The sequence below is a fragment of the Lentzea alba genome (genome assembly GCF_047445655.1).
Lineage (GTDB): Bacteria > Actinomycetota > Actinomycetes > Mycobacteriales > Pseudonocardiaceae > Lentzea > Lentzea alba_A.
Window position 1 is genome coordinate 52,417 of record NZ_JAJAEG010000006.1, and the last position, 14,231, is coordinate 66,647.

The 14,231-nt window shown below is 67.5% G+C and carries 8 protein-coding genes and 1 pseudogene; 5 read left to right on the forward strand and 4 right to left on the reverse strand.

Annotated features, from left to right (window positions below):
• Positions 1 to 24: 24 nt before the first annotated feature.
• Positions 25 to 2,766 carry an AAA family ATPase gene (locus LFM09_RS11435; RefSeq protein ID WP_414096342.1) on the reverse strand — a complete coding sequence of 914 codons (2,742 nt, stop codon included), beginning with the start codon at positions 2,764 to 2,766 and terminating at the stop codon, positions 25 to 27.
• Positions 2,767 to 2,949: 183 nt separating this feature from the next.
• Between LFM09_RS11435 and LFM09_RS11440 the strand changes: the two genes are divergently transcribed.
• The 4 genes from LFM09_RS11440 to LFM09_RS11455 are packed head-to-tail and all read left to right on the forward strand — an operon-like array spanning position 2,950 to position 6,794.
• Positions 2,950 to 4,338 carry a glycosyltransferase gene (locus LFM09_RS11440; protein ID WP_414096343.1) on the forward strand — a complete coding sequence of 463 codons (1,389 nt, stop codon included), beginning with the start codon at positions 2,950 to 2,952 and terminating at the stop codon, positions 4,336 to 4,338.
• 7 nt (positions 4,339 to 4,345) lie between these two features.
• Entirely contained in the window at positions 4,346 to 5,401 is a 1,056-nt protein-coding gene (locus tag LFM09_RS11445; RefSeq protein ID WP_414096344.1) for a DegT/DnrJ/EryC1/StrS family aminotransferase, read from the forward strand.
• A 3-nt stretch (positions 5,402 to 5,404) separates the two neighbouring features.
• Positions 5,405 to 6,583 (forward strand): cytochrome P450, encoded by a 1,179-nt coding sequence (locus LFM09_RS11450; RefSeq protein WP_414096345.1) that lies wholly within the window; start codon positions 5,405 to 5,407, stop codon positions 6,581 to 6,583.
• 16 nt (positions 6,584 to 6,599) lie between these two features.
• Entirely contained in the window at positions 6,600 to 6,794 is a 195-nt protein-coding gene (locus tag LFM09_RS11455; protein ID WP_414096346.1) for a ferredoxin, read from the forward strand.
• On the opposite strand, the gene LFM09_RS11460 is transcribed toward LFM09_RS11455, so the two are convergent.
• Positions 6,791 to 7,495 carry a LysR family substrate-binding domain-containing protein gene (locus LFM09_RS11460; protein WP_414096347.1) on the reverse strand — a complete coding sequence of 235 codons (705 nt, stop codon included), beginning with the start codon at positions 7,493 to 7,495 and terminating at the stop codon, positions 6,791 to 6,793. The genes LFM09_RS11455 and LFM09_RS11460 overlap by 4 nt on opposite strands.
• Before the next feature lie 72 nt (positions 7,496 to 7,567).
• Here LFM09_RS11460 and LFM09_RS11465 point away from each other — a divergent pair, with 72 nt between their 5' ends.
• On the forward strand, positions 7,568 to 7,930 hold the full coding sequence (locus tag LFM09_RS11465; protein WP_414096592.1) for a DUF5997 family protein: 363 nt from the start codon (positions 7,568 to 7,570) through the stop codon (positions 7,928 to 7,930).
• Between the two features lies 1 nt (position 7,931).
• Here LFM09_RS11465 and LFM09_RS11470 read toward each other — a convergent pair whose 3' ends face one another.
• Positions 7,932 to 9,116 (reverse strand): cytochrome P450, encoded by a 1,185-nt coding sequence (locus tag LFM09_RS11470; protein ID WP_414096348.1) that lies wholly within the window; start codon positions 9,114 to 9,116, stop codon positions 7,932 to 7,934.
• Positions 9,113 to 14,215, reverse strand: a pseudogene (locus LFM09_RS11475) (SDR family NAD(P)-dependent oxidoreductase); the annotation flags it as partial. The gene LFM09_RS11470 and the pseudogene LFM09_RS11475, both read right to left, overlap by 4 nt.
• Between the last annotated feature and the right edge of the window lie 16 nt (positions 14,216 to 14,231).

Consider the following 14,231-nt stretch of genomic DNA (forward strand, 5'->3'; position numbering starts at 1 on the left):
CTAGAAGCTCCAGCAAAGTAGAGGTCAAGCCGTGCTCGGCAGGTAGGAGTGCAGATCCGCGGGCAGGTCCTTGCGGTACTTCACGTTCAGCTTCCGGTACACCCTCGTGAGGTGCTGCTCGATCGTCGACGGAGTGATGTAGAGCTTCGACGCGATCTCCCGGTTCGTGTACCCGACAGCCGCCAACGCGGCCACTCGCCGCTCAGCATCGGTCAACGTGGAGATCGGATCGACGGGCTTCTCCTCAGCCGGCGCGTCCTCATCAGCCTTCCCGCGCGAAGGCAACAACTCCTCGCACAACTCCGCAGCATCGCAAACGTTCGCCACGTGCCAGGCCCGCCGAGCCACGGTCCAGGCCCGCCGATGCTCCCGCAAAGCCTGATGCGCCTTGGACAGGTCGGCGAGAGCACGGGCGAGCTCGTACTGGTCCCCGTACTCCTCCAGCACGACGACCGCGTCCTGCAACAACTGCGGCCGGTTGTGCGGCTGATTGGTAGCAGCCAACAGCCGCAAAGCCACCCCACGAGTCCGCGAGCCCTCAGGCCCCAGCCGAGCCAGCTGCTCGTTGATCAGCCGCTTCGCCTCGTCCCGGTTCGCCCCGTGCAGCAACCAGGCCTCGGCCGCGGAAGTCCGCCACGGCACCACACCGGGCTGATCCACACCCCACGAGGTCATCAGCTCACCGCACGACAAGAAGTCCGCCAGAGCCGCGTAGTGCCGGGAAGTGGCCAGGTAGTGGTGTCCGCGCGCGTAGAGGTAGTGCAACCCGTACCGCGACTGGAACATGGCCTCGGGCACCGACTGCTCCAGGAACGAAGCGGCGTCCTCGTGCCGCCCCATCTTGGTGGCGGCGTTGATCAGGATCCCCAACGGCATGCCCAGCGCGACACCCCACCCACCGGCGGGCATGAAGTCCAACGCGTTCTGCGCGTGCTCGTAGGCGGAGGTCAGGTCACCGCGGCGCAGCGACACCTCGGCCCGCACGCACGAGAAGAACGCCCGCGCCACCCCGAGGTTCTTGCCCCGCGCCTCCTCCAACAGCCGATCGCACCACTGTGCCGCGACGTCCAGCCGGTCCGCGTACACCAGTGCCTGCAACGCCAGCATCGCCGACTCCGGCCCCCACGACCCGCTGTCGGACGGCCGAGCCGCCTGCAGCACGTGCTCCGCGTCGGTCACCGAAGCGTCGTTGGGACCGTAGGTCAGCACATGGGCCAGAGCGGTGACGGACTTCAGCATCGGGCCGGACGTCAGGCTGACCATCCGGGTCTTCACCGGCTCGGACTGCGGTCGCCGCGCCAAAGTCGGGTGCGAGCACGCCAGCCACAGCTCCATCGCCCGCAGACCGCTGCTGGTCGTCGCAGAGCGCCGGACCCGTTCGAGCGCCTCGGTGGCCTCGTCGACCTGGCAGTTCCACAGCATCGGCTGCACCAGCGAGTTGACGTCGCGGTCCGACAGCTGCCCGGCCCGCATCGCCGGCACCACGGTGCCCAGCCGGCGCCCGGCCGCGGACGGGTTGACGCGCCACTCCACCCGCACCAGCTTCGCCGCGATCGCCGCCCGCCCGTGCACCTCGACGCAGGCCCGATGAGCCAGCTCCAGATACCGCAACGCCGTGTCGATCTGCTCGTCGCGCAACGCGTGCTCGGCGGCCTCCTCGAAGACCGGCACCATCCACGGGTTCTCGGAGTGGTCCGCCATCACCAGGTACGGCGCCACCTCGGTGGCCGGCGCGCCCTCGTCGTGCAACAGCAGAGCCGCCCCGAGATACATCTCCTTGCGGTCCTGTGCGGACAGGTCGTCGAGCACCGCACCGCGAGCCGCCGCGTCGCGGAACCAGCCGTCGCACAACAACCCGGCCTCGTTCATCACGTCCAACGCCGACGCCACCGTCTCGGCGTCGACGCGAGCGAGCCGCCCCAGCGAGTCACGCGTCGCCTGCTCCCCCGTCACGGCCAGCGCACGCGCGACCGGAAGCACGTGGTGGTCAGCCCGGTGCAGGCAGCTGACCAGCGCACGCCGGTAGCTCGGCCCGATCACGAGGCCACCGTCGTCACGCGGCTTGCACAGCCGTTGGTCGTCGAGCAACGACCGCACCAGCAACGGGTTCCCGCCGGACAGCAGCATCGCGTCCTCGGCGTGCAACGGCGTGTCGAACAGGTCCTCGACAGAACCCAGTGGTGCCAAAGAAACATCCCGGCAATGCGGATGCCGCAACAACTCCGTGTGCAACGCCGTGTGAGCGGCGCGCGGCGAGGCGGTCTCGCTCAGCATGAGCAACACCTTGGCCTGACCGAGCCGGCGGATCAGGTACAGCAACCAGTGCAACGACGACGAGTCGGCGTGCTGCACGTCGTCGATCCCGATCACCAACGGCGTCTCGGTCGTCAAGTCCAGCAACGCGATGCAGAGCGCGTGCAGCTGCCGTGCGGACGGTCCCTCAGCTGAACGCGCCGCGGCGTCCAGCAGTTCGACGACTTCTTCGGGAGCGTCCAGCGGGTGGAAGATCTGGCCCACCACACCGAAAGGCAGGTCGCGTTCGAACGCCGAGCAGGTCGCCTTCACGAAGTTCACACCGGACGACTCGCCGAACGTGTGCAGCAGCTCGGTCTTCCCGCTGGCGACCGGACCGGTGAGCAGCGCGACCCTTCCGGATCCTGACAGGGAGTCCGTCAGCAATGTCTCCAAGGTGGCCCACTGGTCGTCGCGCTCGATCAAACCCGCGAGCCTCGCCTTGGTGATGCTGTTGTCGGACGTCCCGGTCATGATGATGTACCTCTCGCCACGACGAGTTGGCGTCGAGCGTCGCAGGCGGACACATCCTCATGAAATCGATACGTGCCAGTTCTAGGTTTTCTCCTGGAGTCGCGGTGCTTTCGAACACTAGGGCTTCTTCTGGTGCGCCGTCCGGCAGGCTCGCCATCACCAGGCGCCAGAAGGGTGAAGTCCATGAGCCAGCGGCCGGTCCTGTTCGTCAGTCTGCCGGAGAGCGGCTTGCTGAACCCCATGCTCGTGCTAGCGGAGGAACTGTCGCGCCGCGGTGTCGAGAACCTGTGGTTCGCCACCGACGACAAGGCCCGCGAGGAGGTCGAGGCCGCCGCGGTCGGCTCACCGATCCAGTTCCACTCGCTGGGCGAGGTCATCCCGGAGATGTCGTCGGTCACGTGGCCGGACGACGTCTACGCGAAGGTGACGCAGCGGTCGAGGTTCAAGGCGCGCAAGGCCGTCATCGAGCAGACACATCGGCCCGAGCTGCGGATTCCCAAGTACCGCAGGCTCTCCGAGCTCGTCGACAAGATCCAGCCGGCGTTGATGGTCGTCGAGTCGATGTGCATGTTCGGGTACGAGGTCGCGATCACCAAGGGAATCCCGTACGTGATCAGCAACCCGTTCGTGCCGTCGAACCTCGTCACGTCCGCAGTGCCGATCGGCCCGTCCTACACGCCGAAGGACTTCCCACGCCCGCACACCGGCCTCCCCGCGGACATGAGCTGGAAACAGCGCTGGGCCAACAAGCTCTTCGGGTGGCGCACGCTCGCCACGGCGTTCTCCAAGGAGAACAAGGAACGCAACGCGCGCAACGGTGAGGTCGTCGCCCAGCTCGGCATCGCACCCGAGGCGCTCGGTCAGTTCGCGCGGGTCGAGAAGTCCGAGCTGGTGCTGTGCTACTCGATCCCGGAGATGGACTACCCGTTCGACATCCCGGAGAAGATCCGCACGGTCGGCGCGCTGGTGCCGCCGCTCCCCCAGGCCGATCCCGGCGAGCTCGGCGAGTGGCTGGACGCGCAGAAGTCCGTGGTGTACATGGGTTTCGGCACGATCACCCGGCTGACGCGCGACCAGGTCGAAGCGTTCGTGCAGGTCGCGTACACCCTCGACGGCAAGCACTCGATCCTCTGGAAGTTGCCGCGCGACCAGCAGAAGTTCCTGCCGGGCAAGCTCCCGCCGAACCTGCGCATCGAGACGTGGGTGCCGTCGCAGCTGGACGTGCTGGCGCATCCGAACGTCAAGCTGTTCTTCACGCACGCGGGCGGAAACGCCTACACCGAAAGCATCTACTTCGGCAAGCCCATGGTGTCGCGGCCGCTCTGGGTCGACTGCTACGACCAGGCCGTGCGCGCTGCGAGTTTCGGTGTCGGGCTGACGCTGGACAAGCCGCACACCGTCGACCCGCGGGACGTCGTGGACAAGCTCACCCGCGTCCTGGACGACCCGGAGTTCCGCGAGAACGCCGAACGCCTCGCCGCTCTTCAGCACGCCGCCGGTGGCCGCAAGACCGCCGCCGATCTGCTTCTTTCCTTGCCGGCACTTGCCCAGAACTCGACGGCCGCGAAGTGAGTTGACGATGAGCTACCGCTACCCCGTTTCGATGCCTTCGTTGCGCGGCAACGAGCTCGACTACACCACGAGAGCCGTGACGGACGGCTGGATCTCCTCGCAGGGCCCGTACGTGCCGCAGTTCGAGGAGGCTTTCGCCGCCTACAACGACGTCAGGTACGGCGTGGCCTGCTCGTCCGGCACCACCGCGTTGACGTTGGCGTTGCGCGCGCTGGGAGTCGGTCCCGGCGACGAGGTGATCGTGCCGGAGTTCACGATGATCGCATCGGCGTGGGCCGTGACCTACACCGGTGCGACGCCGGTGTTCGTCGACTGCGCGGACGACCTGAACATCGACGTGACGAAGATCGAGGAGAAGATCACCCCGCGCACCAAGGTGATCATGCCGGTGCACGTCTACGGCCGGCAGTGCGACATGGAGCCGATCCTCGAGCTCGCCTACGAGTACAACCTGCGGGTCGTCGAGGACTCCGCCGAAGCGCACGGCGTCAAGCCGACCGGTGACATCGCGGCGTTCTCGCTGTTCGCCAACAAGATCATCACCTCGGGTGAGGGTGGCGTCTGCGTCACGAACGACCCGCACCTGGCGCGGCAGATGGCCCACCTGCGCGGTATGGCGTTCACCCGCGACCACAGCTTCCTGCACAAGAAGCTCGCCTACAACTTCCGGATGACCAACCTGCAGGCCGCGGTCGCGCTCGCGCAGACCGAACGCCTCGACGAGATCATCGCGACGCGCGCACAGATCGAGAAGCGGTACGACGAGGGCCTTCGGGGCATTGAAGGCATCACGCTCATGCCGCCGCGCGACGTGTTGTGGATGTACGACCTGCGCGCACAGCGCCGCGAGGAGCTCATGAGGTTCCTCGCCGAGAAGGGGATCGAGACCCGCCTCTTCTTCAAGCCGATGAGCAGGCAGCCCGGCTATCTCGACCCGGTGTGGCCGGCGCTGAACGCGAACCGGTTCGCCGAGGACGGGCTCTACCTCCCCACCCACGCCGAGCTGACCGAAGACGACCAGGACTACATCGTGGGGCAAGTCCGCCAGTTCTACGAGGTGTGACACATGACGAGTACCGCCGACTCCGAGCTAGTCCCGTTCATGATGCGCCGCCCCGGCGCGCCCTTTCCCCCGCCCGAGTACGAGGACTTCCGCACGAAACCCGGCCTGGTGAAGGCCGCGTTGCCGTCAGGAGAAACGGTCTGGCTGGTCACCAGGCACGAGGAGGTGCGTGCGGTGCTCACGGACCCGCGCATCAGCTCGAACCCGACACACGAAGGCTTTCCGCGCCCGTCACGCACCGTTGGAGCGCCCTCCGCGGATGACGTGCCCGGCTGGTTCGTCTCGCTCGACCCGCCCGACCACAACAGGTTCCGCAAAGCGTTGATCCCCGAGTTCACGGTGCGCCGCATCAGGTCGTTGCGCCCGGCGGTCGAGGAAATCGTCGACCGCTCTATCGACCAGATGCTGGCGAACGGCAACACCGCCGAGCTCGTCGAGGATTTTTCGTTGTCGGTGCCGTCGCTGGTGATCTCCTCCCTGCTGGGAGTGCCCAAAGTGGACCGCGACTTCTTCGAGGAGAAGACGAAGGTCCTCGTGACGCTGACGTCGACCGACGAGGAACGGGACAAGGCGTCAGAACATCTCCTGCGTTACATCAACCGGCTGATCACGATCAAGTCCAAGCGGCCTGGCGACGATCTGATCAGCAAGCTTCTCCAGGGCGGCCTGCTGACGCCCCAAGAGCTTTCCGGCGTCGCGATGCTGCTGCTCATCGCAGGGCACGAGACGACGGCGAACAACATCTCGCTCGGTGTCGTCACGTTGCTGCAGCAGAAGCAGTGGATCGACGACGAGCGGATGATCGAGGAACTGCTGCGCTACCACTCGGTCGCCGATCTGGTGGCGTTGCGCGTGGCCATCGAGGACGTGGAGATCGGCGGGCAGCTGGTCCGGGCCGGTGAGGGGATCGTGCCGCTCGTGGCCGGCGCGAACCACGACCCGGAGATGTTCGAACGACCGCACGAGTTCGACCCGTCCCGCTCGGCAACGGGACACGTGGCGTTCGGGTACGGCGTGCACCAGTGCCTCGGGCAGAACCTGGTGCGGCTGGAGATGGAAGTCGCCTATCGCGGCCTGTTCCGGCGGATTCCCACCTTGGAGATCGCGGTTCCGCTGGAAGAGCTGCAGTTCAAGTACGACGGAGTCCTCTTCGGACTCCACGCGCTACCTGTGCGCTGGTAACTGTTGGAGGAACGTCATGGCTCGGATCAGTGTGGACACCGGCAAGTGCATCGGCTCGGCTCAGTGCGTGCTGGCCGCGCCGGACGTGTTCGACCAGGACGACGACGGGTTCGTCACGGTGCTGGACGACAACCCGTCAGGTGAGGCGGAGACGACCGCGCGCACCGCTCGGGGCATCTGCCCGGCGCAGGCGATCTCCGTCCACGACTAACGGCCGCGGCGGGGCTTCGCGCGCTTGGCAGGCTGCTTCTGCCTGTGCTGAGGTGCGGGGCCCCGTCGCTGCTGCTGGGGCTTCTTCTTGGCCGGCTCCGGCGCGGGCCCGCGGGTGCTGTTCACCGTGCGGCCGCGGACGATGCCGATCATGTGCTCGATCAGCTCGGGGTTCTCGTCGCGGATCGGGAACGCCAGCGCCACCCGTGACTCCGGCGCGTCGCTCAGCGGCACGTACTTGAGGTCTTTGCGGTGGTGCAGCCGCGCCAGCGACTGCGGCACGACCAGCAGCCCGACACCTGCGGCGACGATCTCGATGGCGTCCGCGGTGGTCTCCGGCTTCTCGACCGGCGCCTGGCCCGGCTGGGTGTCCCATTCAAGGGTGTCGTCGAGCGGCTGCCACAGGACGTGCTCGGAGAGGTCCTCAAGGGACAGTTCGTCGGCCGCGGCGAACTCGTGGTCCTTCGGGAACACGACCACGGTGGTCTCGGTGTAGAGCGGGATCGCGTGCAAGTCCTCGCGGTCGCCGGGCAGCCTGAGCAGGGCAGCGTCGGCCTCGCCGGCACGCACCTTCCGCGCGGCTTCGGCGGCGGTCACCTGTACGAGGGTCAGCGAGGTCTCCGGCAGGCGTTCCTGCCAGATCCGCGCCCACTTGCCCGGCGTCACACCTGGGACGTACGCGAGCGTGAACGATCCGGTCACGCGCTGAGGCTACCGGACGCACCGGTTACTCTGAGTGCTATTACTCTGGGCGCCATGAAGTCGCAGCAGACGATGAAGCCGGCCACCGCCGCCAAGAAGCTTGGCGTCTACCTCGAGGCCACGCCCGAGGAGTTCCAGGCGGGCGTCGTGTCGCGCGACGAGCTCACCGAACTGCAGGCCAACCCGCCGGAGTGGCTGCGTGAGCTGCGCCGCAACGGCCCGCACCCCAAGCAGCTGATCGCGCAGAAGCTGGGCATCTCGTCGTCCGGGCTGGTCCGGGCCGGCATCACCGAGGCGCTCACCACCGACCAGATCAACGCGATCAAGGAAGAGAACCCCGACTGGCTCGTGCGCGAGCGCGAGACGTACAAGGAGTTCAAGGCCGAAGAGGCGCGCCTCGCGGAGAAGGCGCGCCTCGAAGAAGACGAATCCTGATTCACCAGGTCAGCGGGAACTTCTCCAGTCCGCCCGCGAGCCTGCCGCCGGGGTGGGACTCCAGCTCCGACTCCGGCACCGCGAGACGCAGCGTGGGCAGGCGTTCGAACAGCTTGGTGAACGCCACGGCGAGGATGATCCGCACCAGCGGGGCGCCGGTGCAGTGCCGCATGCCGTGACCGAACGTGAAGTGGTGGTTGGGCGAGCGCGTGACGTCGAACTTGTGCGGGTCGTCGAACGCGCGCGGGTCGAAGTTGGCGAGGCTGAAGTCCAGCATCACCAGGTCGCCTTCCTTGATCGTGACGCCGCCGACCTCGATGTCCTCGCTCGCGTAGCGGGGCAGCACGGGTGAGCTGATCGTGGCGCGCATCACCTCGTCGACGGCCTGGGCCATGATCGTCGGGTCGGCCATGGCCTTCGCGCGCTGCTCGGGGTTGCGCAGGAACAGCAGCACCCCGAAGTCGAGGTGGCTGGCGAGGCCCGCGAGGCCGGTGAACAGCAGCGTGACGACGTGGAGGCCGATCTCCTCGTTGGTCAGGCCGGTCTCGATGAAGCGGGAGATGACGTCGTCGCCGAGCTCCTCGCGCCGCCGTTCGCCGATCTCGGCGGCGAAGGAGAACAGCGGGTCCATGCCCGCCTCGGCGTGCTGCTGGTCGGACGCGCCGACGGTGTCCATCATGTCGAGCAGCTTGCGCCGGTCCTGCACCGGGATGCCGACCATGTCGCACAACGCCTGCTGCGAGTAGTCCATCGAGTAGGCGTCGTGCAGGTCCACGGGCGGGCCGGCCGCGATGATCGCGTCGAGTTTGGCGTTCGCGATGTTCTCGACGCGTTCCTTGCGCTCGATCACGCGGCGGGCGGCGAAGCTCTTGGTGTACAGGACGCGCTTCTTCTCGTGGCGCTCCTTCTCCACCTCGATGTCGTCGCTGGTGACGAGCATGTCGAGCATGGGGTTGCGCATGAACCGCGGCGCGGTCGCCGGGTCCTTGTGGCTGCGGCCCAGCTTGTTGTTCTGCAGCAACGACTTCACCTCGGCGTGCCGGGTGACGAGCCAGCCCTCGTCGCCCGCGGGTGTCCGGATGCGGCACACCGGCGCCTGCTCCTGCAACCGCAGCCGCAGTTCGCTGAACGTCAGGATCGACGGCAGTTCGACCCCGATCAGGGGCAGTTCCTGGGACGTGGTCATCGGGCGCCTTCCAGTTTCTCGATACGGGTGCCGAGCCAGTCCTCCACGACTTCGGCGACAACGCCCGCGTCCTCCTTGACCATCGCCATGTGGTCGGTGGCGACGACGCGGATCTCGTCAGTGGGCACGTCGACGTCCTGGTCGGTCGTCACGAGATCGGTGCCCTTGACCTCGTTGGCACAGCGGATGAGCAGCTTCGGCACCGTGGTGTGCAGGCCGGTGTCGATGATGAGCGGGAACCAGTGCGCCATGGCGGACAGGCGGGTGCTGTTCATGTTCACCGCGGGTGAGTCCATGGTGTTGAAGTAGTTCGTCGTGACGGCGTCGAAGTCCATGCCCTCACTGGAGTTGTAGTTCATGCTCAGCGTGTCGAGCATGATCACCGCTTCCGGCGTGATGCCCCACGTCTCTTCGAGCACCGCGGCCGCGAAGTAGGCGAGGGTGCCGCCGGACGAGTGTCCAACCAGGACGAACGGGTCGCCGTCGGTGCCGTTGAGCACGCTTTCCGCCACCCACCTGGCGGCGGCTTCCGTGGTCCTGGGCAGTGCTTCGTTCTCGCCGAAACCGATGAGCGGCAGGGCTGAGACGTGTCGCTTGCCGCGCAGGTGGGCCGCGAGCCGCGCGTACATGTGGACGCCGGCGGTGGCGCCGGGTGCGCTGATGCAGACCAGTTTCGGGAGCTTCGGGCCGTCGGCGAGGGTGATCGGGCTGGGCAGGTCCTCGAGTTCCGCGGGGCTGTCGAACATCGGTCGCAGGTTCGCCACGGCCTTCAGCATCTTGAGGCCTTCGACGACCTTGCCGGTGGTGACGCTTTCCATGAACAGCCCGAAAACCGTGTCGCCGGTTCCGCTAGTGGCGGTGTTCGGGCCTGAGATGGTGCCGAGTTCGTTGTTGAGGGTCGCGGCCAGATTCGCCGGGGTCTTGCTGTCGAAGACGACTGATCCCGCCAGCTTGAGGTTGAGGAGCTCGTTGAGCTGGTTGCGGAGTTCGACGGCGATGAGGCTGTCGAAGCCGAGCTCCAGGAAGTCCTTCTGCGGGTCCACGGCTGAGGGGTCGGGGTGGCCGAGAAGGGCGGCGCTCGTGCCGACGACCAGGTCGCGGACCATGGTCTCGCGCTCGTCGGGGTCGGCGTTGCGCAGGCGGTCGAGGACGGTGACCGCGGCCTTTTCCGTTGGCGCGTTGGGTGCTTCATCGACGATGTCGCGCATCAGCGGGGAAACGCGTTGCTGGTTGCGGTTGACGTGCATCGGGACGAGGACGGGCTTGCCCTGCGTGAGGGCCGCGTCGAACAGCGCGAGGCCCTGCTCGGCGGCCAGCGGGGGCATGCCGGAGCGTTGGATGCGGTCCATGGCGGCGTCGCTGAGGCCCGCGGTCATGCCGCTGTCCTGCGCCCACGGGCCCCAGGCGAGACTGATGGTGTTGGGGCGGCTGAGCGCGAGCGCGTCGAGGTAGGAGTTCGCGGCGGCGTAGTTGCCCTGGCCGGCGGCGCCCATCACGTTGGCGACACTGCTGTAGAGGACCAGGAGCTTCAGGTCGTTCTGCGCCAGGTGGTACGCGGCGTCGACCTTGGGCTTGAGGACCTTCTCGGTGCTTTCTTCGGTCAGCGAGTGGATCAGCGCGTCGTCCAGCACGCCGGCGGTGTGGATCACGGTGGTGATCGGGTGGTCGGTGGCCGTGAAGAGGGACTGGACGTCAGTGGGGTTGGCGATGTCGGCGGCCGCGATGGTGACCGTGGCGCCCTTGTTCTCCAGTTCCTGCTTGAGGTTCCGCGCGCCGGGGGCCTCCTCGCCGCGGCGGCTGGCGAGCAGCAGGTGCTTGACGCCGTGGCGGGTGGTGAGGTGCCTGGCGAGTTCGGCGCCGAGGCCGCCGGTGCCGCCGGTGATCAGGACGGTCTCGTTCTCGTCCCACTCGTGGCTTTCGGTGGTTTCGGGGAGTTCGGCGAGCCTGGCGACTTTGATCTGTCCATTGCGGACGATCGCCTGCGGTTCGTCGCCGTTGACCAGTTCGACGATGCGGGCGCCGGAGACGTCGAGACCGTCTGAGTCGACCAGCAGGAACCTGCCGGGGTTCTCGGCCTGGGCGGTCCTGATCAGGCCCCAGGCCGCGGCGGCGGCCAGGTCTTCGCCGGTGGTAGCGCCGTGGCTGACGAACACCACCTTGGAGTTCTCGTAGTTCTGGGACTCCTGCAGGAGTTTCAGCACGCGCTGGGTCTGGCGGTGGGCGCTTTCCGGGGTGTCGTCGCCGGTGACCGCGACGACGAACACGTCGGGTTTACTGGTTTGGGCGGCCTCGGTGAGGGTCTCGCCGTAGCCGGTGACGGTCTGGCCCGCGCTGTAGAGGACGTGCGCGAGGTCGAACTCGTCGCCGCCGATGATCGCCCACCTGGCTCCGGTGACTCCCGGCGTGGTCGCCGTGGCCTTGGTCCAGGTGACCTCGTACAGGGCGGGGCGGCTGGAGTTGGCCTGCGGTGCCATCGTGGACTGCGGCCAGAAGCGCTGGGTGTCGAACGGGTAGGTGGGCAGGTTCTGCTTGACGCCTTGCTGTGGCCAGCTGATCTTCGTGCCGGTCGTGTAGAGCTTGGCCAGGGCGGTGATGAACGCCGTGACCTCGTCCTTGTCCTTGCGCATCGTCGGGATGGCGTGGTCCACGAGGGCGGCCAGGACGGCGCTCGGGCCGATCTCGATGTGGGTGGCCTCGCCGATGTTCTTGACGTTGTCGGTGAAGCGGACGGTGTCGCGGACGTGGCTGACCCAGTACTCGGGGTTCGTGACGTCGCCGGTGGTGCTGAACGGGATCTTCGGGGCTTGGAAGTCGATGTTCTTGACGGCGTTGCGGAAGTCGTCGAGCATCGGCTCCATCAGCGGTGAGTGGAACGCGTGGCTGACGGTGAGCTGCTTGGTCTTCTCGAAGTTCTTGGCGATCGCTTTGGCTTGCTCGGTTTCGCCCGCGATGACGACTGCGTCTTGGGCGTTGACGGCGGCGATGCTGACGGTTTCGTTGAGGTGCTTGGCCACGTCTTCTTCGGTGGCCTGGATCGCGATCATCACGCCGGTCTGCGGGAGGGCCTGCATCAGGCGGGCGCGTTCGGTGACGAGTTTGGCGGCGTCTTCGAGGGTCAGCACGCCGGCGATGTGTGCGGCGGCGATCTCGCCGATGGAATGGCCTGCGACCTTGTCGGCCTTGACGCCGTAGCTCTCCAGGAGCCGGTACAGGGCCACCTCGAACGCGAACAGCGCCGGTTGGGTGTAGCCGGTCTGGTTCAGCTTGTCCTCGTCCTCCCACATGACCTGCTCGAGGTCTTCGGGGAGGTGTTCGAGGGCCGCGTCGAGGGCTTGTTGGAACTGCGGGAACTGCTCGTAGAGGGTTTTCCCCATGCCTTTGCGCTGGGCGCCCTGACCGGAGAACAGCGCGGCCAGCGGCTGGCGGGCCACCGTGCCGGTCGCGATGACTTCGCCGTCGAGGAGGACCGCGCGGTGGTCGAACGTCGTCGGGCGGGTGGTGAGCAGCGAGTACGCGATGTCCTGCGGCTCTCCTTCGAGGGCCTTGACCTGCTCGATTCGCGCCTTCAACGCGTTGGCCGATTTCGCGGACACGACGAGCGGGTGCTTGCCCGCGAGCCCCTGGATCGATCCCGATTGGCCGGCCCCCTGGGGGGATCGGGTCCCCACTCCAATCGTCTCAGGCAGGTCTGACAGTTCTGGGCTGCTCTGGTTGTGAGTGGACCGTTCAGGCTCGGGAGCTGGAGCCTCCTGGATGATCACGTGGGCGTTGGTGCCGCTCACCCCGAAGGACGAGATGCCGGCGCGGCGGGGCTTGCCGTTGCCCGGCCAGGGCGTGGTCTCGGTGAGCAGCGAGATGTTGCCCGCGGACCAGTCGACGTGCGACGACGGTGCCGTGACGTGAAGGGTCGGCGGAAGGACGGAGTGGCGAAGCGCTTCGACGATCTTGATGACGCCCGCGACGCCCGCCGCGGCCTGGGTGTGGCCGATGTTGGACTTGATCGCGCCCAGCCGCAGCGGCGTGGTGCGGTCCTGGCCGTAGGTGGCGAGCAGCGCCTCGGCCTCGATCGGATCGCCCAGCACAGTGCCGGTTCCGTGCGCTTCGACAGCGTCCACATCGGAGGCGGAGAGGCCTGCGGAGGCCAGCGCGGCCTTGATCACTTCGCGCTGGGCGGGGCCGTTCGGGGCGGAGAGACCGTTGGACGCGCCGTCCTGGTTGACCGCGCTGCCGGCGACCACGGCGAGCACCGGGTGGCCGTTGCGTTGCGCGTCGGAGAGCTTCTCCACGAGCAGCACGCCGATGCCCTCTGACCAGCCGGTGCCGTCCGCGTCGTCGGAGAACGCCTTGCACCGGCCCGAAGTCGCGAGACCACCCTGCCGGGTGAAACCGGCGAAGTTCGAGGAAGTCGCCATGACGGTGACGCCGCCAGCGAGGGCGAGGGAGCACTCGCCGTTGCGGAGGGCAGCAGCAGCGAGGTGCAACGCGACGAGAGAAGAAGAGCACGCGGTGTCGATGGTGACGGCGGGACCCTCGAAACCGAACGTGTAGGAGATGCGGCCGGAGATCACGCTGGCGGCGGTGCCCATGCCGGCGTGGCCCTCGACGTCCTCCTGGGAGGCGATCAGGACGTGGCCGTAGTCCTGGCCGTTGGTGCCCACGAACACACCGGTGCGGGAGCCGCGCAGCGACGTCGGGTCGATGCCCGCGCGTTCGACGGCCTCCCACGTGGTCTGCAAGAGCAACCGCTGCTGCGGGTCCATCGCCAGCGCCTCACGCGGCGAGATGCCGAAGAAGCCCGCGTCGAAATCGGCCGCGTCGTAGAGGAACCCACCCTGCAGCGTCGCGCTGGAGCCGCCGGCCAGCGTGCCGAGGTCCCAGCCGCGGTCGGTCGGGAACCCGGTGATGGCGTCACGGCCCTCGGCGACGAGCTCCCAGAGGTCTTCCGAGGAGCGGACGTCGCCGGGGAACCGGCAGGCGATGCCGACGATCGCGACCGGTTCGTGCTTGCCGGACTCGGCCTCCTCCAGGCGCTGGCGGGTCTGGGCGAGATCAGCGGTGACCCACTTCAGGTACTCAACGAGCTTCTCTTCGTTCGGCATCGCCGGAAACCTTCCG

Excerpts from the sequence above, each read along its gene's own strand:
- LFM09_RS11435 (WP_414096342.1), bottom strand. The coding sequence starts at position 2,766 with ATGACCGGGACGTCCGACAACAGCATCACCAAGGCGAGGCTCGCGGGT.
- LFM09_RS11440 (WP_414096343.1), top strand. The coding sequence starts at position 2,950 with ATGAGCCAGCGGCCGGTCCTGTTCGTCAGTCTGCCGGAGAGCGGCTTG.
- LFM09_RS11445 (WP_414096344.1), top strand. The coding sequence starts at position 4,346 with ATGAGCTACCGCTACCCCGTTTCGATGCCTTCGTTGCGCGGCAACGAG.
- LFM09_RS11450 (WP_414096345.1), top strand. The coding sequence starts at position 5,405 with ATGACGAGTACCGCCGACTCCGAGCTAGTCCCGTTCATGATGCGCCGC.
- LFM09_RS11455 (WP_414096346.1), top strand. The coding sequence starts at position 6,600 with ATGGCTCGGATCAGTGTGGACACCGGCAAGTGCATCGGCTCGGCTCAG.
- LFM09_RS11465 (WP_414096592.1), top strand. The coding sequence starts at position 7,568 with ATGAAGCCGGCCACCGCCGCCAAGAAGCTTGGCGTCTACCTCGAGGCC.
- LFM09_RS11470 (WP_414096348.1), bottom strand. The coding sequence starts at position 9,116 with ATGACCACGTCCCAGGAACTGCCCCTGATCGGGGTCGAACTGCCGTCG.